The sequence below is a fragment of the Bradyrhizobium sp. PMVTL-01 genome (assembly GCF_051861855.1).
Lineage (GTDB): Bacteria > Pseudomonadota > Alphaproteobacteria > Rhizobiales > Xanthobacteraceae > Bradyrhizobium.
Genome location: NZ_CP193982.1, coordinates 2,854,515 through 2,876,204, shown reverse-complemented (window position 1 = coordinate 2,876,204; position 21,690 = coordinate 2,854,515). Strand labels below are relative to the sequence as shown.

The 21,690-nt window shown below is 61.6% G+C and carries 19 protein-coding genes and 2 pseudogenes; 5 read left to right on the top strand and 16 right to left on the bottom strand.

The window, feature by feature from the left end; genetic code table 11:
* The first annotated feature begins 1 nt into the window (after nucleotide 1).
* Nucleotides 2–994 (top strand): 3-hydroxybutyryl-CoA dehydrogenase, encoded by a 993-nt coding sequence (locus tag ACRQ5Q_RS13115; RefSeq protein ID WP_439398145.1) that lies wholly within the window; start codon nucleotides 2–4, stop codon nucleotides 992–994.
* On the opposite strand, the gene ACRQ5Q_RS13110 is transcribed toward ACRQ5Q_RS13115, so the two are convergent.
* The 6 genes from ACRQ5Q_RS13110 to ACRQ5Q_RS13085 form a co-directional block, all read right to left on the bottom strand.
* Nucleotides 991–2,037: a peptidase M29 gene (locus tag ACRQ5Q_RS13110; protein ID WP_439398144.1), complete on the bottom strand. Its 1,047-nt coding sequence runs from the start codon at nucleotides 2,035–2,037 to the stop codon at nucleotides 991–993. The two genes, ACRQ5Q_RS13115 and ACRQ5Q_RS13110, sit on opposite strands and share 4 nt — an antisense overlap.
* Nucleotides 2,038–2,076: 39 nt before the next feature.
* Nucleotides 2,077–2,844 carry an ABC transporter permease gene (locus tag ACRQ5Q_RS13105; RefSeq protein ID WP_439369518.1) on the bottom strand — a complete coding sequence of 256 codons (768 nt, stop codon included), beginning with the start codon at nucleotides 2,842–2,844 and terminating at the stop codon, nucleotides 2,077–2,079.
* Nucleotides 2,841–3,626 carry an ABC transporter permease gene (locus ACRQ5Q_RS13100; RefSeq protein WP_439369520.1) on the bottom strand — a complete coding sequence of 262 codons (786 nt, stop codon included), beginning with the start codon at nucleotides 3,624–3,626 and terminating at the stop codon, nucleotides 2,841–2,843. The genes ACRQ5Q_RS13105 and ACRQ5Q_RS13100 overlap by 4 nt, the downstream gene beginning before the upstream one ends.
* Entirely contained in the window at nucleotides 3,623–4,468 is an 846-nt protein-coding gene (locus tag ACRQ5Q_RS13095; RefSeq protein WP_439369522.1) for an ABC transporter ATP-binding protein, read from the bottom strand. Before ACRQ5Q_RS13095 ends, ACRQ5Q_RS13100 begins: the two co-directional genes overlap by 4 nt.
* Before the next feature lie 125 nt (nucleotides 4,469–4,593).
* The gene (ilvD, locus tag ACRQ5Q_RS13090; protein ID WP_439369524.1) at nucleotides 4,594–6,288 is read right to left on the bottom strand and encodes a dihydroxy-acid dehydratase; all 1,695 of its coding nucleotides are present in this window, start codon (nucleotides 6,286–6,288) and stop codon (nucleotides 4,594–4,596) included.
* Between the two features lie 77 nt (nucleotides 6,289–6,365).
* Nucleotides 6,366–7,349 carry an ABC transporter substrate-binding protein gene (locus ACRQ5Q_RS13085; protein WP_439375654.1) on the bottom strand — a complete coding sequence of 328 codons (984 nt, stop codon included), beginning with the start codon at nucleotides 7,347–7,349 and terminating at the stop codon, nucleotides 6,366–6,368.
* Nucleotides 7,350–7,527: 178 nt separating this feature from the next.
* Between ACRQ5Q_RS13085 and ACRQ5Q_RS13080 the strand changes: the two genes are divergently transcribed.
* Nucleotides 7,528–8,436, top strand: coding sequence for an NAD(P)-dependent oxidoreductase (locus ACRQ5Q_RS13080; RefSeq protein ID WP_439399809.1), 909 nt, complete (start codon nucleotides 7,528–7,530; stop codon nucleotides 8,434–8,436).
* 25 nt (nucleotides 8,437–8,461) lie between these two features.
* Here ACRQ5Q_RS13080 and ACRQ5Q_RS13075 read toward each other — a convergent pair whose 3' ends face one another.
* From ACRQ5Q_RS13075 to ACRQ5Q_RS13040, 8 genes and pseudogenes are all read right to left on the bottom strand, one after another.
* Nucleotides 8,462–9,025, bottom strand: coding sequence for a flavin reductase family protein (locus tag ACRQ5Q_RS13075; RefSeq protein ID WP_439398142.1), 564 nt, complete (start codon nucleotides 9,023–9,025; stop codon nucleotides 8,462–8,464).
* A gap of 9 nt (nucleotides 9,026–9,034) precedes the next feature.
* On the bottom strand, nucleotides 9,035–10,264 hold the full coding sequence (locus tag ACRQ5Q_RS13070; RefSeq protein WP_439398140.1) for an acyl-CoA dehydrogenase family protein: 1,230 nt from the start codon (nucleotides 10,262–10,264) through the stop codon (nucleotides 9,035–9,037).
* Between the two features lie 161 nt (nucleotides 10,265–10,425).
* On the bottom strand, nucleotides 10,426–11,688 hold the full coding sequence (locus tag ACRQ5Q_RS13065) for a CaiB/BaiF CoA transferase family protein (RefSeq protein ID WP_439398139.1): 1,263 nt from the start codon (nucleotides 11,686–11,688) through the stop codon (nucleotides 10,426–10,428).
* A gap of 228 nt (nucleotides 11,689–11,916) precedes the next feature.
* Nucleotides 11,917–12,345 (bottom strand): GNAT family N-acetyltransferase, encoded by a 429-nt coding sequence (locus ACRQ5Q_RS13060; RefSeq protein ID WP_439398137.1) that lies wholly within the window; start codon nucleotides 12,343–12,345, stop codon nucleotides 11,917–11,919.
* Between the two features lie 401 nt (nucleotides 12,346–12,746).
* A pseudogene (locus tag ACRQ5Q_RS13055) lies at nucleotides 12,747–13,361 on the bottom strand (PBSX family phage terminase large subunit); the annotation flags it as partial.
* On the bottom strand, nucleotides 13,349–13,585 hold the full coding sequence (locus tag ACRQ5Q_RS13050; protein WP_439369554.1) for a hypothetical protein: 237 nt from the start codon (nucleotides 13,583–13,585) through the stop codon (nucleotides 13,349–13,351). The pseudogene ACRQ5Q_RS13055 and the gene ACRQ5Q_RS13050, both read right to left, overlap by 13 nt.
* Before the next feature lie 278 nt (nucleotides 13,586–13,863).
* Nucleotides 13,864–14,543: pseudogene (locus ACRQ5Q_RS13045) on the bottom strand (IS5 family transposase).
* A gap of 406 nt (nucleotides 14,544–14,949) precedes the next feature.
* The gene (locus tag ACRQ5Q_RS13040) at nucleotides 14,950–15,984 is read right to left on the bottom strand and encodes an IS110 family transposase (RefSeq protein WP_439397461.1); all 1,035 of its coding nucleotides are present in this window, start codon (nucleotides 15,982–15,984) and stop codon (nucleotides 14,950–14,952) included.
* Between the two features lie 440 nt (nucleotides 15,985–16,424).
* Between ACRQ5Q_RS13040 and ACRQ5Q_RS13035 the strand changes: the two genes are divergently transcribed.
* Complete coding sequence (locus tag ACRQ5Q_RS13035) at nucleotides 16,425–16,877, top strand: hypothetical protein (protein ID WP_439398136.1); 453 nt, start codon at nucleotides 16,425–16,427, stop codon at nucleotides 16,875–16,877.
* A gap of 100 nt (nucleotides 16,878–16,977) precedes the next feature.
* On the opposite strand, the gene ACRQ5Q_RS13030 is transcribed toward ACRQ5Q_RS13035, so the two are convergent.
* Entirely contained in the window at nucleotides 16,978–17,343 is a 366-nt protein-coding gene (locus ACRQ5Q_RS13030; RefSeq protein WP_439399807.1) for a hypothetical protein, read from the bottom strand.
* A gap of 647 nt (nucleotides 17,344–17,990) precedes the next feature.
* On the opposite strand from ACRQ5Q_RS13030, the gene ACRQ5Q_RS13025 reads away from it, so the two are divergent.
* Both ACRQ5Q_RS13025 and ACRQ5Q_RS13020 read left to right on the top strand, forming a co-directional pair.
* Entirely contained in the window at nucleotides 17,991–18,179 is a 189-nt protein-coding gene (locus tag ACRQ5Q_RS13025; RefSeq protein WP_439369557.1) for a hypothetical protein, read from the top strand.
* A gap of 187 nt (nucleotides 18,180–18,366) precedes the next feature.
* The gene (locus ACRQ5Q_RS13020; protein WP_439398134.1) at nucleotides 18,367–19,878 is read left to right on the top strand and encodes an FAD-dependent monooxygenase; all 1,512 of its coding nucleotides are present in this window, start codon (nucleotides 18,367–18,369) and stop codon (nucleotides 19,876–19,878) included.
* Nucleotides 19,879–20,029: 151 nt separating this feature from the next.
* Here ACRQ5Q_RS13020 and ACRQ5Q_RS13015 read toward each other — a convergent pair whose 3' ends face one another.
* Nucleotides 20,030–21,604, bottom strand: a complete 1,575-nt coding sequence (locus tag ACRQ5Q_RS13015) for a hypothetical protein (protein ID WP_439398133.1) — start codon at nucleotides 21,602–21,604, stop codon at nucleotides 20,030–20,032.
* Nucleotides 21,605–21,690: the final 86 nt, after the last annotated feature.

The following is a 21,690-nucleotide window of genomic DNA, read 5'->3' as shown; positions in this document are numbered from 1 at the left end:
GATGACACGTCGCGCCAAGATCGCCTGTCTCGGGGCCGGCCGTATGGGGCGCGGCATTGCTGTCGCGTTCGCCTATGCCGGGCATACGGTCACGATGGTCGACGTCAAGGTCCGTTCGGCGGAAGATTTCGCCAAGCTGGAGGCGGACGCACTCGGCGAAGTCCGAAAGACCTTTGGTAGCCTTTCGAAGTTGGGGCTGCTCACCGAGGCAGATGTCGATCCCCTCATCGCTCGTGTGTCGGTGGTATCGGCCAGCCGGAGCCACGCAGCGCTCGCCGATGCCGGATTAGTCTTTGAAGGTGTCCCCGAAGTCGTCGAGCTTAAGCGCGAGGTGCTGAGCGCTGCGTCAAGGCAAGCCGGCGCAGGTACGATCATCGCATCGACCACGTCGACCATCCTCGTCGACGATCTCTCGGGCGCGATCGTGAACCCTCATCGCTTTCTCAACGTGCACTGGCTAAATCCGGCCTATCTGATCCCGCTGGTCGAGGTTTCACCCGGCAAAGCCACCGATCCCGTCGTCGTCGAGGAGGTCAAGACGCTGCTTGAAGGCATTGGGAAGGTCCCGGTGGTCTGTGCCGCGACGCCCGGCTTCATCGTCCCGCGCATCCAGGCGCTGGCGATGAACGAGGCCGCACGCATGGTCGAGGAAGGCGTCGCGAGCGCCGAGGAAATCGATAAGGCGATCCGCTATGGCTTCGGCTTCCGCTATGCCGTGCTCGGGCTGCTGGAATTCATCGATTGGGGCGGCGGCGACATCCTCTACTACGCGAGCCGCTACCTCGAAGGCGCACTCGGCAGCGATCGCTATCGGGCGCCCGAGGTGATTTCGAAGAACATGCACGAAGGCCGGATCGGTCTCCGCACGGGCGCCGGCTTCCTCGATTACTCCGGCCTTGACGTCGATGCCTATCGGGTCAAGCGGCTTCAGGCCATGGTGGACCTGCTCCGGCACTTCGACCTGGCGCGCCCGCCCGTGCTCGACCGCGGCTAGCCGAAGACGTCCTGCAGGACGCCCTCCCGGACCACCGCAACGCCATCGAGCTCGATGGTCGTTCCCATCATCGGCAGATCGAAATGCCCTGCCGTGTACCGGCCGGCAAATTCGTTCGCGCCGGTGGAGAACAGGAAATTGCCGCAGACAGCACGGATCTCGGTGCCGTTGGTGTCGCGCTGGTCATACATCGACAGCGCCTCGTAGCGCGCGCCCGGATTCATGCCGAAGCCGACATGCGAGACAGCGTAGGCCTCGCGGTCGCCCCAGGCGGCGAGATAGGCGCGCATCATCGCGGCATCCGTGCCCTCGCCCTCCAGTTCGACGACATAGTCGTCCTTCAAGATCATCTTCACGGGCGAGGCCAGGTAGCGCTTGAAGGTCAGATTGATGTCACCGGGTGCCATCACCAGCGTGCCGTTGATCGTTCCGCTCTTGGGAAAGCTGACCACGATGCCACCGGGCCAATGCGCCAGCGTGCCGGGCTTGTCGGTCCAGCCCCACACACCGACCGTTGAAGCACCAACCATGTCGACGTCGAGCGCCGTGCCGGCCTTCGACGTCACCCGCATGCGCTTGGTTCCGCGCAGCATCTTCGCCGCAGCGCGGACGCGCTTTTCCAAGGCCGGATCCGGCACCATGCGTTCCAGCGCCTCGGGATGTTCGTTCGAGATCACCAGGATTCGCGCACCGGCTTTGAGAATTTCAGGCGTTTCCACCGCGTGCATCAGCCCCTCGATGGTGCAATCCACGACGAAGCCGGCCTGTTGAAGTGCGGTGATGACCGGACCAAGCTTTTGGATCGCCTCGCTGGCCCCGGTCGAGCGAACCGGAACGATATTCCGGTTGCGTGGCGTCGGCATCACCAGATGGAACGGCCGCGCGCCCATGCGCAGCAGCGCGAGTTCTGCCAGATGAACATTCAACGCGCGCGATTGGGTCTCCGACAGGATCGCCGCGGTATCGCCGGGCTTGACGGCGCATCGCTCAAAAATCTCGGAAAATGCGTCGATCCATTTTGCCTCGACGCGATCGGCCAGCATGGTTCACTCCCGGTATCTTGGTTTTCTCGTTCAGTCAGATCACGCTTCGGGGAAGCCCCGCAAGAGGTATGATCGCAGGGCGCCCAACAGGGCGTTCAGGATCAACCCCAGCAGCGAGATCGTGATCAACGGCACGAACATGTCGACGGCTTGGAACGTTCGGGCCGCCGTGACGAGAGCATGGCCCAGCCCATCGGTCGACGTGATCATCTCAGCCAGAAACACCACGATGCAGGAAATGACAAGGCCGATCCGGCAGCCGGTCAGGATCGACGGCATCGCCGCGGGCAATACCACCTTGAACAGGATTTCGTAGCGCGGCGTCCCCGCCGCCATGGCCGACCAGATCAGCTTCTGCTCGACGGTCGACGCGCCGTAATAGGTTGACAAAAGAATAGGGAAAAGTGCGTCCGCAGTCACCAACGTGATCTTCGATCCGTGGCCGAAACCGAGCAGTAGCAGGAGTGCAGGATAGAGTGCGACCTTGGGCAACGGCGCCAATACGCGTACGATCGGCCGGACCGCGGCGTTGATTGACGGATTGGCTGCGGCGGCGATACCGATACTGACGCCCAGCACGACCGCGATCGCAAAGCCGGCAAACAGCCGGATCAGGGTCGCCGCGATCTCCTGCTGGAACGTCCACGTCAGGAGCTGTTGAAAGAGGCGACTGAAGACGTAGCCCGGGGCCGGCAGCAAGGCCGCCGGCGCAAAGCCGAACGAGACGAGGCTCTGCCAAACCGCGACCACCAGCGCGATCGGCGCGAGGCCAAGCAGGAGGTTTGCTGAGATGAGGCGCGATGTCATGAGAAGCTCAGCGGCATGTCGAACTGAGGCTCGGACCAGCGCACCAGCCTCGCACGGATCCGCTCGAAGATCGCGTCGAGGCAGATGCCCATGGCCCCCACGATGATGATCATCGCGAAGACTGTGTCGTACTGCCCCATGTCCAGCGCATTGAACAGGATGTTGCCCGCGCCCGACTGGCGCGCGATCATCTCGCTGGTGATCATGGTGATCAGCGCCAGGACCAATCCCGTACGGCATCCCGTCAGGATCTCCGGCAGCGCGGCAGGCAGCACGATCCGGATCAGGCGCTGCAGAGGCGAGAGACCCATAGCGGCACCTGACCACAGCATTTTCTCCTCGACGGCCTTGGCGCCCTCGAAGCTGTGATAGATCACGGGCAGACTGACGCCGAGGAAGATCACCAGCGTCTTTGTGGTGTCGCCGACGCCCAACCACAGCATGATGATGGGCATCAATGCTGCCTTCGGGACCGGATAGATCACCATTAGAAGCGGGTTGAAGAAAGCTGCGACGGCCCGGCTGCGCCCCATCAACAAGCCAAGTGGAATCGAAAAAAGCACGGCTACACCGAACCCCGTCGCCATGCGGCGAAGCGAAGCCAGGATGTTCATCAGGGATTCCTTATCGCCAAGGATATCGGGAATCGCGCGGATCGCCTCGATCGCCGTTGGAAAGCTGTCGTTCTTCAGCACCAGCGCAGCCGCCTGCCATATTGCCAATAACCCGACGCAGGCAAGCACCGGGGCGGCACGCTTGAGCACGGCAGCCGACGACATCATGAGGCGGCCCCGCCCTCGTCGCTTTCGTCGAACATGCGTTCGATGTCCACGACGTATTTCTGATAACGCGGATCGAGGAGCAATTCGTTACGGCGCCGCGGTCGCGGAAGATCGATGTCGATCACCTGCCGGATACACCCTGGCGATTTCGACATCATCACCACCTTGTCGGAGAGAAAGACGGCTTCGTCGACCGAGTGGGTGACGAACAACACCGTCTTGCGATCGCGCTCCCAGATGTTCAGGAGATCGTTCTGCAAGCGTGTCCTGGTATGGGCGTCGAGCGCGCCAAACGGCTCGTCCATCAACAGGACTTCAGGATGGTAGGCGAGCGTCCGGGCCAGGGCGACGCGCTGCTTCATGCCGCCTGACAGCTCCTTGGGATAGAAGTTCTCGTAGCCCTTGAGGCCGACCATCTCAATCAGCGAGCGGCTCTGCGCTTCCGCCTCGCTCGCCCGCACGCCTTGCTGGCGCGGCCCGTACATCACATTGCCCAGGACCGTCTTCCAGGGAAACAATGCAAACTCCTGGAAGACCGGTCCGCGATCCGGACCGGGTCCTGTGATCGCTTGGCCCTTGATCTTCGCCGCGCCGCTGGTTGGGCTGACAAAGCCTCCGACAATGTAGAGCAGTGTCGACTTGCCGCAGCCGGACGGCCCGAGAATCGAGACGAAAGCTCCTTCGTCGATCGTCAGCGAGATGTCCGATAGCGCCAAATGGTCCTTGCGCGCCGAGGTCTGGAAAACCTGCGAGACGCGATCGATCTCGATGATCGCAGAAGCCGGCTTTTGCGACGTCACCGGTCTCACCCATCCGCTCGATCTCGAAGGCACCACCTTCATCCCGCTCTCACTTCACGCGTCCGCGAACGTCACGCAATCGACCTGCTGAATGTCATCCACCAGCCGCATGAGCGTAGCAAAAAGCCTGCCAGACGGGCGGTTGCCTTCGGCAACACCGCGGCTTGTCACTCGAACCAGAGCCATTCCGCCGGGCCCTCGTGCGTAACCGCTCCACCCGGCGCTTGGCCAACCAATCGCGCATACTTCGCCAGTGCGCCGGCCCGATGCCGTGGCGGTCGCTGCTTCCAGTCGCGCCGGCGTGCAGCGAGCTCCGGCTCGTCGATCAACACGTCCATGCGCCGGCCAGCCGCGTCGATCCGGATCTTGTCGCCATCTCGCACGAGCGCAAGTGGGCCGCCAACAAATGCTTCGGGGGAGACATAGCCGATGCACATGCCACGGGTGGCACCGGAGAACCGCCCGTCGGTGATCAGCGCCACTTTTTCGCCCATGCCCTGCCCGTAGATCAGAGCGGTGACACCGAGCATCTCGCGCATGCCGGGGCCGCCGACCGGCCCCTCATTGCGGATCACAAGGACGTCGCCGGCCTTGTAGCTGCGGTCCCGCACAGCCGCGACACAGCCTTCCTCGTCTTCGAAAACGCGCGCGATGCCCTCAAAGACCAGGCTCTTGAGACCTGCGACCTTGATAACCGCGCCGTCAGGACAAAGATTGCCCTTCAGCACCGCCACGCCGCCATCCGGCATGATCGGCGCGCGAGCCGAGTAAACGATTTCCCCATCAGGCGTGTTGGCTGTACCGTATTCTTCGGCAAGTGAGCGGCCCGTGATGGTTATGCAGCTGCCATCCATGTGGCCGCTCTGGATCAGCTCGCGGATGACCACGGCCGCGCCGCCGATGTCATAGACGTCCTTCGCAGTGTACTTACCCCCCGGGCGCAGGTTTCCGATCAGTGGCGTCCTGGTGAAGACCTCGCCAACATCATCGATCGTGAACGCGATGCCTGCTTCATTCGCAATCGCGGGCAAATGCAGCGCGGCGTTGGTCGACCCGCCAGTGGCCGCCACGATGGCCGCGCCATTCTCGAGGGATTTCCGCGTCACGATGTCGCGCGGGAGCGGCCCGCCGCGTTCCAGCATCTCCATGATCAGGCGTCCGGCGCGCCGCGAGATCTGCGCGCGCTCGGCGTAGATGCCAGGCACCATCGACACGTTGGGGATGGTAAGGCCCATCGCCTCCGACACCATCCCCATGGTGTTCGCCGTGAATTGGCCCGCGCACGCACCGATGGTCGGCAGGCAAGCACGCTCGATCCGCTCAAGCATGGCACCGTCGATCTCACCCGTCATGAAACTGCCGACGGCCTCGTAGGAGTCGAGGACTGTGAGGGTCCGCCCATCAACGCGCCCCGGTAGCGAGCTGCCGCCATAGATGAAAATGGACGGCACATTGCAACGAACCATGCCCATCATCACGCCGGGAAGCGTCTTGTCGCATCCGCCGTATCCAATCAACGCATCGTAGGCGAGGCCATGTACGACTGCCTCGATCGAGTCGGCAATCAGCTCGCGCGAAAACAGGGAAAACTTCATTCCCTCATGATTCATACTGATGCCGTCGGAGACCGACACGGTCGAGAATTCGCGCGGCGTCCCGCCGGCCTCTTCGATTCCGGTCTTGGCTGCGGCCACCTGGAAATCATGGGTCATGTTGCAGGGCGTCTGCTCGCCCTTCATGCTGACGACGCCGACCATCGGCCTGGCAATCGCGGTGTCGTCGAGGCCCATCGCGCGCATGAAAGCGCGGTGCGGAGCCCGGTCGAGCCCGTCCGTCGTCACCCGTGATCGCAACTTCTTCATGCCTGCATCTTCTTCATGCAATGTCCCGGGCGACCGGGACGTTGCGATCTCACTCGCCGGATAGCTCGTTCGACCACCTATTGCAGTGGGGCAACGATCGTCGGATGTTTGAACTGAGCGACATCGAGCTTCGGCAGCATTCCCGTCTCTGCGTAGATGTCGAGCATCTTCTGAATGGCGGGGAAGTTCGGCGCAGCTCCCGGGTCACGGCCGAAATCGTTCTCCTTGAGCAGGTACGTCTCGAGAATCGGAACGGGGGCCTTCAGTACTTCGGACACGACTTTCAAGGTCTCTTCGCGGTTCGCCAAGGCCTTCTTCATGCCCGACGTGATGTCACGAACATATGCTTTGACCAGTTCCGGGTTCTTGTCGACGAAATCGGCACGGCAGGCTTCCAAAATGTGCACGATGTTCGGCATGGCCTGCGACAGCGAGAACAGTTTCCTTGTCCCGCCCTTCGCTTCGGCGCGCGCGGCAAACGGCTGGTTCATGTTGACTGCGTCGACACGTCCCTGACGCAGCGCATCTTCAGAAACAGCAAAGCCGACCTCGACCAGCTTGATGTCCTTGGCCGGATCGATGCCATTCTGCTTCAGGAGCAGGTTGAACGGCCCCTGCGTGCCGCCGCCGATCACGGAAATGCCGACAGTCTTGCCCTTGAGGTCGGCAATGGTCTTGATCGACGAGTCATCCATCACGGCCCAATAGACCGAAAAGCCGCCGGGCTTCTCGAAGACATGCTGCGCCACGATGTAGGCCTTGAGATTGCCCCCAACCACGCCGTTGGAAAGCGATAGCGGTGCCTGCGTCGCGCAATCCAGAGCGCCCGCCGCCAATGCCTGCGTCATTGGGGCGGTGCCCTGAAACTGGGTCCATTCGATGTTGTAGGTCTTGCCGATATCGGGGAATTCAGCCGGGCGGCGCATCATCCAGTACTTGGACTCCTCGGCGGGGATCGTCCAGCCGACGCGGATCGTCTGCTGCGCCCGTGAGGGAGCCGCGACCGCAATCGCGGCGGCTACCGCCCCAGTTGCCAGCATCAACCTCGAAACCGTCCGCATCGCGCCCACTCCGTTGCTCCGGCGCCGACCGGCGCCACCGAACCCGACCGATCCAAATGTTTCATGGTTCAAACAATCAGGCAAGCCATGCAAGCCGGCCCGGTCTCGTCCAAGAGCGCGCAATGTATGGTATGGGGGCGGTCGTGCACCATTGCGCTGCGACCGGAGGAGGCAACCTATGGCTGAGACGAGCAAGACAAACCCGCAGGGCGGCGAGCAACTCGGGTATGTCGGCCTCGGGCTGATGGGAACGCCGATGACCCGCCGCCTGCTCAAGGCCGGCTATCAGGTCACCGTTTGGAACCGTTCGGAGAGCAAGATCGCTCCGCTGGTAGAAGCCGGTGCACGGCGCGCAATGAGCCCCCGGGACGTTATGACGAACGCGGAAATCGTCTTCATGTGTGTGACGGACGCCGCGGCGGTTGAAGAGGTGATATTCGGAGCTGAAGGTCTTTCGGCCGCGGCCGGTACGGGCAAGCTCGTCGTGGACTTCTCGTCGATCCATCCCGACGCTGCGCGCGACCTCGCGAGCCGATTGAAGGATACTAACGGCGCAGGCTGGATCGACGCACCCGTGTCCGGCGGTACCAAGGGCGCCGAGGAAGGCACGCTTGCCATCATGGCCGGCGGAGACATTGCCGACGTCGAGCGGGTGCGCTCTTACGTCCTCGCCATGGCACGCAGGTTCACCCATATGGGACCTACTGGCGCAGGTCAGACGACAAAGCTGTGCAATCAGGTGATCGTCGGATGTGCGATGGCCGTCCTCGCTGAAGCAACCCGCCTTGCCGTGAACGCAGGAATTGATGCCAATCGATTGCCCGAAGCGCTCGCCGGTGGCTTTGCGGATTCCATCCCGCTTCAGCTTTTCGTGCCACGGATGGTCCAGGGCATTCACTCCCCGCCGCTCGGTCACATCGCCACGATCCTCAAGGATCTCGATACGGTCGCCGCTGTCGCGCAGACGACGTCAACGCCGGTGCCGATGGCATCGCTTGCCGGACAACTTTTCAGGCTGGCCAAGGCCGCGCACGGCGCGGATGCTGACGCGCTGGAAATCTACAAGCTCTCGGCAACAGAACATTGAGCTTCCAAATAGAACCAGAGGTGCCTTACGGGGACTTCTTGCGCTCATCATCGGCCAGGAATCGGCCATATGTCCCCCGTGCAAACAGCAGAGGTTCCTTGGCATTGTAGACATAGGCCTCGACTGCTCCGAGAAAGATCACGTGATCGCCGCCATAATAGCGGTTGACGGAGCGGCATTGAAAACTGGCGACGCTCTCGGCGAGCACTGGAGCGTTGCCGAGGCCTGGCGCCCAATCGACACCGGCGAACTTGTCTTCGGATGATTTCGCAAACGTGTTCGCGAGCGCCTGTTGCGCCGTGCCCAGGACATGGATGACGAAGTGGCTGGCGTTCTGGAACACAGGCAGGCTTGAGGAATAGACCCCGAGGCTCCAGAGGACCAGGGGCGGATTCAAGGAGACCGAAGCAAATGAATTGCACGTGATGCCATACGGCTTTCCATCGGCCGCAGTGGCGGTGATGATCGTTACGCCCGTTCCGAATGTGCCCAGCGCATTTCGAAAATCGCGAGGATCGATCAGCGAGCTGTCGCTCGCGAGTTCGTTGGCTGGATCGGGCACGGCCGGCTGCTTCGGCAGATCATTCATCGGCCGGCCTCACAGCGTGAGATTTTCGGACGGCAGGCCTAGCGCCACGCGTCCATAGTTGGTTCCAGCCGCATCAAAATTGAAGGCGAGATGTGAGTTGATCGCGTGGGCATCGCGGAATTGCCGCTGCAACACCCCCGTCGTGAACAAGCCGCGCGCTCCGCTCGCTGCAAACAGCATCGAGACCGCATCCGTACACAAGTTCACCGAGAAGGCTCCGTCGCGCCGATATCGGGTCTTGGCTGACATATCTGGAATATGGCCACGCCTTGCGTTCTCCATGGCATCGATGCAAGCCGAACGCATGATCAGGCGGGCAGCGTCGATCTTGGCGGAAGCCTCTGCGATCTTGATCTGCGTGCTCTGAAAGTCGCTCAGCTTGGCACGGTTGTAGGTGGAAATGCGATGACGCGCGATCTCGATGTAGTCGTTCAGGCACGCCTGGGCATTTCCCAACGCAACACCGGACAAGACGTAAGGGAATAGCGAGAACACAGGTAACGTATACAACGGATTGGAATTAACTTTGCTTCCCGGCGACCGGCCACCGGTTAGCTCGCCAACCGCGACAGTCATATGGTCGGCTACGAAGGCGTCCCGGACCTCCACATCGCAAGAGCCGGTGCCTCGCAGCCCGGCGACATTCCAGGTGTCGAGGACTCTATAATCGCCCTTCGGAAGAAGAAATATCCGGTACTCGATACCATCTGCCTCGTCTTCAGAGGAGACCACGCTTGCAAGCATGTTCCATTCGCACGACGCGACGCCGGACGAAAACGGCCAACTTCCGTGCAACTGGTATCCGCCCTTGACCCTCGTGGCGCGCCCGGCTGGAAAGATGAAGGAGGAGGCAATTAACGTGTCCGGATCACGGCCCCAAACCAGATCTTGCGCCCTCTGCTCGAACATGCCGAGCATCCAGTGATGGCTCGCCAGATTGGCGAGATTCCAGGCCACCGACGCATCCGCCTGTCCAAGCAGATCGGCGCAATCAATCAGGGCGACATAATCGAGCTCGGCGCCGCCAATGCGCCTGGGCTGGAGCATCCGGAACAGACCGGCGTCGTGCAGATCCCGTTCGGTCTCGGGCGGAAGGTACCGGAGCTCTTCGGTTCGGGCAGCTCGCTCTCGCAGTCGCGGCAGGAGCGCCCGAGCGTTCGCGATCATTGCTGCGTAAGCGCGCTCGCCGGATCCCGGCCCGTTAGGCTGACCCACGCTCGGCTCTTGACCAGGCGCCATTCCGCATCCCTCACTTTCGCACATTTATGCGGCGGGAATATCGCCAAATCAAGCCGACCGATCCGAGCCGGCTGGCGGAAAGTAGGCGATATCGCGGCCAGCATCGTGAAGCAACGATCTGGAAGCCCCGCGATGCCTCCGACAAAGTTAACCGTTCAGTCTCAAGCTGAGGGCTTGCCCGATCCAAAAGCTCCCCTTTTGGCAAACTCAGTTATCCGACGCTGGTCATAACCAAGCGTGTCACGCAAGACGTCCGTGGTATGCTCGCCCAACAAAGGTGCGGCCACGGGATCGATCGCGGCGGTTAGACTCATGGTAATCGGCGTCTCGATGTTCGGGACCCAGTCGGCGGTAGGATGCGGGATCCGGCTCAGGCGATGCCGGTCGCGGGCCTCGGGTGCGTTAAAGCCCTCCTCGACGGTGCGGAGATAGCCGACCGGAATATTGGCCCGCTTCATCTTCGCCATCCAGTTCTCGAGGGTATCGCTTGCGAAGACTTCCGCGATGGTTGCCCGCAGCAGCTCCTTGTTCTCCGAACGCGCCTTGCGCGTTGCGAATTGCGGGTCGGTGACGAGATCAGGCCGATCCAGCACCTCGACGACCAGCCGGCGATAGAGCCGGTCGTTGGCGCAGGCCATGTAGAGTGGGCCATCGGAAGCCTCATAGACCCCGACAGTGGGAGATCCGCTCGGCGAATTTCCGAACCGGCCGGGATTTTGACCGTTGATCAGATAGGCCATACCGTAGAACCCTGTCATTGCCATTGCTATGTCGAACAGGGCAACCTCGACGTGCTGGCCGCGGCCCAGGCGATCCCGCGCCAGCAGAGCGAGAAGAATTGCGTTACACGCCGACATTCCCGTGGCAATGTCCACGATGGGTGGGCCGGTGCGAACCGGGGGACCGTCGGCAAATCCGTTGAGCGACATGAAGCCGCTTTCCGCCTGGGTGATGGGATCGAAGCCGGGACGCGAGGCGAAAGGCCCGGAGCGCCCATAGGCTGAGATCGAGCAATAGACCAACCGAGGGTTGAGCGGCGAGACCGCGTCGTAGTCAAGGCCGAATTTCTTCATGACCCCGCTCGAAAAATTCTCGACGACCACGTCGGCCCTGCGGATCAGATCCAGGGCGATCTCGCGGCCCTCGGGCACAGCGAGGTCCAGCGCGATGCCGAGCTTGTTGCGGTTGAGGCTAAGATAAGCAGCGCTCTCGCCGCCGATTTCGGCGTGCTCATATGCGCGTGTATCGTCACCGCCGTCCGGATTCTCGATCTTGATGACACGCGCGCCGAAATCAGCCAGCGTCTGCGTGCAGGCGGGGCCGGCAACCACGCGCGTAAAATCGACGACCAGCAGACCATCGAGCGCCGCAGGCCCTTCCGTTGCTCGCGGGGGACGCTCGGGCAATTGGGGCTTGGTAGACATCGATGACGCTCCCTTACATCGGCTTGTGGTCGCCGATTTCCTGCGAGAGCAAACTTAAAGCCCGGCGCAACCAACTTCGCAAGTGCTTCAACCACATACCTGAAAACGCAAAAAGGGCCCGGCAGCCATCAAGCTGCCGGGCCGTTCGACATTGTGCGCGCACGAGGCTGTGCTGCAACTCGCGCTACTGCGCATGAGGGCTACGTTCCGCATCGCGGGAAACCCTGCTCAGCGAAGCAACTTTCGCCAATAAAGCGAATGCGACCAAGCCCAGGGCGCCTCTGGTTCAAACAGCCGATAGCCCGCCTGGATGAAGTTGTTCGCAGAAACGGGATTGTCCGTCGTATCAGAGACGATACTGCCCCATCCGATACGCCGTCCCCTCGCCTCAACCACACGCATCATCCTGCGCTGAAGGCCTCGTCCCCAGTGTCGCTGCAGCACCCCGACTCTGGAGAAGTAGCCGCCATTTCTGACATGCGTCGATGGAAGGACACCGGCGAAGGCGACGGCATCATCGCCCTGATAGGCCAACCACCACGCTCCCAACTCAAATTGAGGCATTACAGCGGCATCGAAGAACGTCAATCGATGCAGATCGGATAATGTATCGACGATGTCGTCGTCGGATGTATCGACAATGCGAATTCTGTACATGAGACGACCTATTCGCCAGGAAACGCGCGGCCGCCGGCGCGCCTACCGAACGTTCATTTGCTCAGCACGACCTTGACTCCGAGCCAGACGGCTCCCATCAGGCCGGTGGCAAGCACTGTGATTACGGCTTTGAAAGTGTAACTCTGTGCCTGCTCCACGCTCTTTCGCCACCTTCGCAGATGCTGAAAGTCAGCCCTCATTTCGCTGCCGACCCATTGCACGATCCAGATCGTGAAGGCATCCGCCGCTGCCCCCGCGCCGCCGATGTCGATGAAGGCGCGGAGCGGCAGCAGCGGATCTGCGACGACTTTTCCAATCCGCCCCTGAGCGCGCGCTTCCGAGAGCAGTGAGGCAAAATAAGCTCCTTCGAAGGCGCGCGCATAGTCGCCCTCCCAGATGTGATCGTAACGTTCCGGATAGAGTTTCTGGTCGAGCAAACGCTCCTCCTCGAGTACATCCGGAAACCAAGGATTGTCGCGCCAGTTCGCCTTCACGACGACGGCGCCATCGGGCTCCCGTCCGCGCAAAAATTCGTCGATCGCATCGCTCTTGCGGCGCGGATTCCAGCTCGCCCACAGCTCGGAGTCCTTTGCGCGGATCGTCGGCCGCAGCAGCGCGAGGCTGCGCGCGCTGAGAGATTGCGCCTCGTCGATCCAGGCAATGCGAAATCCCTCCAGGGATTTGATCGAGTCGGCCGTGTGATCCTGAAGCCCGCGGAAGATGATCAGCCCGTTCCCGGGCGTCTCGATCTTGTCGCTGAACAGCTTGAAGCCGTGGCCGAGACCGAGGCTTGCAATCTTCCCTTCGATCAAACGCTTCGACGATTGTGCCAGCGTGCGTTGCGCCTCGCGGATGCAGACCGCGAGCGTGCCGCGTTCGGCCTGGCAGGTCTCGACCAGAAGCTCGCCGAAAAAATGCGATTTGCCCGAGCCGCGCCCCCCGTAAATCCCCTTGTAGCGCGCGGGTTGCAGCAGCGGCTCGAAGATCTTGGCCGTCGGAATTTTCAGGATGGACAATGGATGCGCTCGCTCGCCCTAAGGCAGGCCGGTGAGCCTGCGCCACAAGGCTTGAGGCGACGACCGGCGGGGTCCTTCAGCTGATAATGAAGATGATGATCGCCGCTTTCGATATACGGCTCGATCACTCCTGTGTTGCCCATCGAGCCGACTAACTGCCCTGCAACGACCGGATCGCCTACGCTGACATATCTGGGGTGCGTGTGCAGAAGCTCGTGCGACATGCCATTGGCATCCCTGATCGCGCTTCTACCCGCCAGCATTTGGCACGATGCCGTTGACTGGAGAGTGCGACGCAGGATGCGTCAGATTGATACCCCGCTGCCCATTCGGGCTGACGTTGTAGTTTCCGTCTATGCCCTGACGTGGTGACGTACCACGGTCCCGTATCGCATCGTATGGGCTGGTTGTATGCGGGTTCGAAGCCTGCAATTCATTCGCCGCAGGGCATCTTGCCAAGACATTCCACTCTCCAATGTTTTCGAAGTACTAGGGCTCGAACTCAATTGATCCAATAGGCAACGATGGCGGCGAGATGGACGGCAGCCAAGAAGTTCCTGGCTAGTTTGTCGTAGCGAGTTGCGACACGCCTGAAATCCTTGAGGCGGCAGAAACAGCGCTCGATAACGTTGCGCCCCTTGTAGGCGCGTTTGCTGAAGCTGTGGAGAGTGACCCTGTTGGATTTGTTTGGAATGACGGGCTTGGCACCACGATCGACGATTTCGGCTCGAAAGCCGTCGCCGTCGTACCCTTTGTCGCCAATGAGGGCAGACATGGGTGGCGCGAGTTCCAAAAGGGCTGGCGCTGCGGCAATATCAGCGTCCTGGCCTGGAGTGAGATGAAATGCGCAAGGTCTGCAGTCAGGGTCGCTCAGCGCGTGGATTTTCGTGGTCCGCCCGCCGCGCGAGCGGCCGATCGCTTGTTCATGCTCCCCCCTTTTCCGCCGCTCGCCGAGCGATGCGCTTTGATCGTGGTGGAGTCGATGGACAAAGTCACGCCGTCTTTGCCGCAGCGGGCGAGCGCTTCAAAGATCGCCCGCCAATGTCCGCGCTTGGCCCAGCGATTGAAACGATTGTAGATCGTCGTGTACGGACCATAGTCGGGCGGGCAATCGCGCCAGCGTGCGCCGCACTGAAGCATGTGAATGATACCGCTGATGACGCGTCGATCGTCATCGCGCACCGGTCCGGTCTGGTTCGTTGGCAGATGCGGCTCTATCAGAGCCCATTGCTTGTCGTTGAGTCAGAACAGTCCTTTGCGCATCGAAGTCCCCCGCGTGGAATCAACCCGCTGCGAGGGAATCAGAGTTCGCTAATTAGGTACAGACCCTTCTGTAATGGGCCCGATGATGTCAAGCCTCCCGAGTGAACGCCACGCCGCCGAGCTCATGCTTCTGTTCGTGGTCGACGCCTGGCCGCCACATCATGCTGTCAGAGGGAGCGGTAGAGCCTATCTAGATACGCGTGGTTCGTCGGACGACGGCCACTGGGTGTGTAACGGCTTCACCGCATCCACCGTCCCGGCGACGGGACTTCGGGCACCGGGCTTCAGTTCATCCCGGTTGCGTTCTCGATCTCCTCCACGTCTTCTATGCTGCGATTGAGCCCGCTTCGGCCCATCGGTAAGTCGTGCCATCGACCCAGATCCGATGCAGGATCACTGCGAGCTTGCGTGCCAAGGCGACCTTTGCGCGCTTCGAGCCTCTCCGCTTGGCGACGTCCATCCCCCAGCGTTTGAGTTTTGAGAACCGCGTGATGCGCGATAACAGAACGTTGGCGGCTTCATACAAGGCCGTCCGCACCGTCTCATCGCCGGCCAGCGTGATTCCGCCCGTGACGTCCTTTTCTCCCGATTGATATTTCTTTGGCGTGAGCCCGAACAGCGCGCCTGCTGCCTTTGACTTTACAATGCGATGAGGATCATCAATCGCCGATTTGTAGGTGATGGCCACCAGGGGGCCAACGCCTGGTACTGTCATAAGCCGGCGGCAGACTGCATCATCACGCACAATTGCCAGCACAGCCTTGTGTAGTCTTCCGTATTCTGCCTTCAGGGCCGATCGTGCCGAAAGCATCGCACCAGCAATGCGCTCCAATGTCGCCTGGCCTGCAACCAACTCTCGAATCCGCGCTTCAAAATTCCTTCGCGTCACCGGGCCAACCTTCAGACCGAAGCCGCGCAAAATCCCTCGGATACTTAATTCTACATCGATCAGCCGCCCGAGAAGCTGTTTGCGTGCGATCAGGAGTGCCCGGATCTCTTGCGCATCAACCGACTTTGCGTGTACCTGCCGAAACCATCCCATCCGGATCAACTGGGCGATCCCGCGGGCATCCTTGCGATCCGTCTTGACCGTCATTGCAGATAATGCGGCCTTCACGTGCCGCGTTTCCAGCAGAACTGTTTCAAATCCTGCACCTTTCAGGCCTGCATGCAGCCATTGCGACAGCGGCCCAGCCTCCAGCCCGATCCGCTTCACTGCAAAGCCGAGCGTCTCAAAAAAGTCAACTAAGGCGTCGGGTTCGCTTGCGACCTTCGCTTCCTTCAGGATCTTACCCTGGGCGTCCACAACACACACGCTCGACAGTTCCAATGACACGTCGATTCCGGCATAATTCTCCACGGCTGTCCTCCGTCTCCAGATGCTTGGGGCCGACTCAAGTCGTGACCCCGTTTCATCATCTATCGGGGGACAGCCACCATCATGACCCCTTGCTCCGGAGCCGGGCCCATTACCGCATCTAGTCCTGAGACCAGAGCACGATACCCGGACAATAGAACCCCTTGCTCAACTTGTGGCTGTTACCACTATTCTGCACGCGAAGCTGCTGCACGTCGGCGAACGGATCGACACCCCCTCAGCGCAGGAGCAGTTCGTGAGTCTTGTTGAGATAAGACGTGGCGCGTCGTTCGCGGCGGTCGTCGTTCTTCTGATGTCGGCAACCGATCTGTCAGCTGTTGGCCAAGAAGCCCCGCCGATAGCTGCCGACAAATGCGTGGCGTGCGGCCTACTGCCCTCTGGAGACGCAGCGCGCGCTGGCCGAGGCGACCCCGAGAGCCAAGGTGGAAGCGAGGCGGAAGTCCGAGCAGGATCGAGCCCTCAAGCAGGCCGATCCGCGGGATGGCGTCTACGCGACGGCAGGCGCCGATTTCGATGACCGCTGCGCGAAATTCAACGACACCATCGTTGCGTTCGCCGGCAAATCGATCACGACGGCCTCCAACATTTGCAAGATAGAAAATACGCGAGGTCAGCTTCCCGACACCGTCAGGATCGGCGCGGCCTGCAGGATGCAGCCTGCTTCGGGCTCTGAGGCTATCAGCGTGCAAGACAAGGCTTCTACTCCGGACCACGAGAACCTGATGTTCAAGAAGATCGACGAAAAGACCGTCATCCTCTGGATCATCGACAACGGACACTTCACCGGCGATGGCCGAAAGCTGTCTTATTGCAGCGACCAGGTGCAGCGCGCCTATGCCGGACAACGCCCGGCCGGCAAGCAGACCAGGAATTAGCCGGAGGCATCAAAACGAAAGACCCGCTCCGGACTGCGTCCGCGCGGGCAACACCAACTTCTGTCGATGATGCCACTCTGCCAGTGTTTTGCCCGACGGGTCAACGATCAATCGAGGTGAGCTTGCAGATCGGGATCTCCGCCGTCTCATGAACAGCGTCACCGCTACCCGGCCTTGCCGGGTGCACGATGATGCGTTCGATCCGGTGGATCAATTCGAGCACTCCGTCTTCGCCATTTTCGACCGGCTGGGCGGCCTTGCCCCAGCCGCGATCCAGGATCGCATTGGCAGCCGAGACGCGCGCCGCCGGCGTTGCGTCCTCACTGCGCATGACGCCGACGAGCACCCTGATGGCGGTTCTTGTGTGGCTCCGCGCAAGAGAGCGAATTTCGGTCAGGGTGCGTGCCCTCGACATCTTGCCGCGCGCGGGCAAGCGGACCGGTGCAGGCTCGGGCTCACATTCCATGATCTCCTCGCTCACGACAACGTCTCCCACAGCACGATTGCGACGAGGCCCGCGAGGGCCAGCGATATCAGATAGGCGGTCATCGTCTCTCCCGAAAACAATATGCGCGGCAGATCGCGCAATGAGGCGCGATCGTTTCGGGCGCGAACCCTATCTCCGGTCCCGGAGACCGCAGCGGCGCGGGCAACAAGCCCGGCGCCGCGAGCCGGCACGTTCGCGCGTGCACGGCCAGCAATGGTTCGGACGGCGGCACGCCGATCGGCGCTCCAAGAACGCGTATCAAGCGAGTGCGTGGCCGTGATGCGTGGGCCGCCGTCCGATTCCAAAAAACAGGCAACGAAAAACCCGCGGCGGATGAATTCCGCGCGGGTGTTACGAACTTTGCGATGATGTCACTATGCCAGTGTTTTGCCCGACGGGTCAACACTCAAGTTCGCTTTTTGCGAAATTGAGCTTCGATCGGCTCGGTCGGGCATCACAGGGAAACGAATTCCGTCTCGGCGTCGAAATGATAAAGCCCGCTAGCGGATTGCTCCGCGCGGGCCGAACCATACTCGTTTCGATGATGCCATTCTGCCAGTGTTTTGCCCGACGTGTCAATCGAACGAACTCACGAAGGCCGCGTTAGGCGATCAGGAGAACCCGCCATGACGGTCAGGACGGCGTCACGAAATCTTCCAAGCTCAAAGCCGCGCGGCGACAAGGAGCGCGCCACGCAGGAAGCGATGATCGAAGAGGCCGGGGAAACGGAAGACAACAACCGCGACCTCGTGCATGGCGACGGCGGCACCATCGATCTGCCCACAAAACCCGGCGATTTGTCCAAGGACGATTAGGCCGCGACGTGCGGCACGCATCTGGATGATGCCATTCTGCCGGTGTTTTGCCCGACGCGTCAACGCGGCGAGCGCTGAAGCGGAAGTCCCTCCTCCCAACTCAATATGTGGTGCGCAAGGGGCTTGCTTCAAGCCCCCTGTCATCGCGTAGAAGCCTCGACCCGAACAACGGTTCGAGGGTCACGAGATGCCGATCCTGCTTCCGACGACCCGCTCACGAACGAGCGCAACGCGCACGGCAGCCACCGGCCATGCTGTAGTGATCGCCGGCGGCGGCCCGACCGGGCTGATGCTCGCCGCGGAACTCGCGCTGGCGCAGATCGACGTCGCAATCGTCGAGCGCCGCGCGAGCCAGGACCTCGGTGGCATGCGCGCCGGCGGACTGCACGCGCGCAGCATCGAGATCCTCGATCAGCGCGGCGTCGCGGAGCGCTTCCTGCGCGAAGGACAGATCGTCCAACTCGCCGGCTTCGCCTGGACGAAGCTCGACATCAGCGACCTCCCGACCCGCCACGCTTACGGGCTCGCCCTGCGGCAGAGCCATATCGAGCGCATCCTGGCCGATTGGGCCGACGAGCTCGCGGTGCCAGTCTATCGGAACTGCGAGGTCACGGGCTTCGCACAGGACGAGATGGGCATCGACATCGCGCTATCGAGCGGCGGCACATTGCGTGCGAATTATCTGGTCGGCTGCGACGGTGGCCGCAGCCTGGTGCGCAAGATGGTGGGCATCGACTTCGCCGGCTCGGATCCGACGCTCAGCAACCTCATGGCCGAGGTCGAGATGCGCGAGGAGCCCGCATGGGGCCTGCGTCACGATGCGCTCGGCTATCACGGTCTCAGCAAGACGGAGAGCGGGCGCGTGCTGGTCGTCGTGACGGAAGCAATGCGCGAGCGCGGCGAGCCGAGCTTGCGCGATCTCGGCGAGGCGCTCGTCGCCGTGTACGGCACCGACTTCGGCGTGAAAAATCCCACCTGGATCTCCCGCTTCACCGATGCGGCGCGGCAGGCCGCCTCCTATCGCAGGGGACGCGTGCTGCTCGCCGGCGATGCCGCGCATATCCATCACTCCGTGGGCGGACAGGGCCTCAACACCGGCCTGCAGGATGCGGTCAATCTCGGCTGGAAGCTGGCGCAGGTCGTCAAGGGCATCTCGCCCCCAAACCTGCTCGACACCTACCACACCGAACGTCATCCCGTGGCCGCGCGCGTGCTGCGCAACACGAGGGCGCAGATCGCCCTGCTCCGCCGCGCCGAGGACGGCCTCATCGCCGCGCGCGAGGTCATGTCCGAGCTGCTCGCCATGGACGAGCCGCGCAGGCGTTTCGGAGCCCTGATGAGCGGTCTCGACATAAGCTACGATCTCGGCGAAGGCCACGCGCTGCTCGGACGCCGCATGCCCGATCTCGACCTGATGGTCGACGGCCGGCCGCTGCGATTGTTCACGCTGCTGCATGACGCGCAAGCGCTGCTGCTGAATTTCGGCGAGGCGCCCGATCTCGACATCGCCTCTTGGGCAGATCGCGTCAATCTCATCCGCGCCGGTTACGACGGCGCGTGGGAGCTTCCGGCGATCGGGCAAGTCGTCGCGCCAAAAGCCGTGCTGGTGCGTCCCGACGGGCACGTGGCCTGGGTTGGAGACGATCGCGGATGCGGACTTGCGGAGGCGCTCACGAGGTGGTTCGGACCAGCTGCATAGCGGACGAACATCTCGCTCGCCCTCGAAAACAAACAAGCCTACAGCATCCCGCGGGCCTGTTCCGAATTCTTGCGATGATGCCATTCTGCCAGTGTTTTGCCCGACGTGGCAAACGATCGATGTTGAGCGACATGCGAAGAGCTCAACTTCTTCACTCTCGCCCAAGCATCGGCCGTATCCAGCGCGAGAACCACTCTTCAGCGTCGTTGTGGGGATTGCCTGAACTTTCCACTCCGAAGATCGGTGGCGGAATAAGATAGCTCGGCTCATCCGCGGATACACCTATCGGCCTGCTCGTCTGGGCTGGCCGGCCATCAGCGGTCGGCACGGTCCAGCTTCCGAACCGAGCGTCGAAATCGGGGGAAGGCAGATAGGGGACCGGTGCACTCCCGGACGAGAATACACTGGTCGCGTTGGACTCGTTGACACGGGCGAGACGCCGAACCTCATCGGGCGCGACGGCTCCCGCAGCAGGAGCGGGCGGCGCTTCTGGCGTATTCGACGTCTGCGCAGGCACAGTGCCTGCCGGAGTGTCGATCCAGTTCGCGAAGCGATCTGCAAAGGTGCTGGACCGAGCCGCCTCCGGGTCGTCTGCAGGACTGGCGAAGTCGAACGGATCGTAAGAAGCCGCCCCTTGCGCGAAAACACTTCCATCTGCAACTTGGGTAGCACCCGAGGCACTCGCAGAGAAAGCAGGTCGGGTGAGAGCGGCAGCAGCCGCACCTGAGAGTATCGCAGCACCGAGCCCCTCCAGTCCAGGTATCATCAGGGCGCCTGTGCCAATCACACCAGCTCCCATCAGCAACGCGGAGCCTTGATCAGGAGGTGCCGGCGGGCCTAGAACATGCGACCCATCTGAAAGATACGTAAGCGGCTGGCCTGTCTCTGGATGGAATTGCAGGACTTGAGGGTCGGGCGGCAATGCCGTGCTGGGAGGCAATTGCATGCCACGCTGCCATTCAGGCGATAGGACCGGAAATCCCGGCGATCCAAAAGTCGCGAGCGGGTCGCTTGGTGCAAACCCTTCCGGCTTGTTCACTCCCTCAAGACGAGGCGGGATGAAGCCTGGCAAGCGGGTATCCACAAACGGCGGAACGAGGCCAGGCAAATCGGGAACAGGTCCAACAGCTGTGAAGTGCTGCGAAATAGGCGAGCCTTTGGGATATCGCGCTAGTATCGCTATCTTGTCGGCGAGACTGCGGGTGCCGTCCGGAAGGAGAACGGGGGCGCGCAAAGCGTTTTCCCATTGGCCGGCGGCGTGGAGTTGATCGACAGTCTCCCGCATTTGCTGAATGCTGTCTCGATTTTCTTCAGCATACGTTTTCCAATTTGCGTACCAATCTTCAATGCGCTTATTCCCCTCCTCGCTCGTCATGCCTAAAGGTGCATTGGCAAGCAAATGCCCCTTCGCCAGTGCGTGCTTGGCAGCGGCGAGAAAGCTGTTCAGTTCGGCATGCAGTTGATCAACAGCAGCGGCATCGCCTTCCTGAGCGGCGGCAAAGGATGGATGGGACTGGAGTACACCGAGAAACTTGCAGAATATCTTGCTATAGCTTCCGAGATGACCTCCCGTATGAGGACTTGATCCTAGCTCTCGAGCTGCTTGCAGATCTGATGGCAGAGCCATCAAATTCGTGATGCTATTGAGGTTGAAACGATTACCCAAGACCTTCAGCGTGAAGTGGCCAGCAAGGATCTGTGGCAAGATGTGATGAATCTGGATCATGTTAGCCTCTTGCGTCCGCCAAGGCATCAATCAGCGCGGCCCAAAGACGTTTGGCCCGCATGCGAGTGAAGGAAATGAACTGTGAG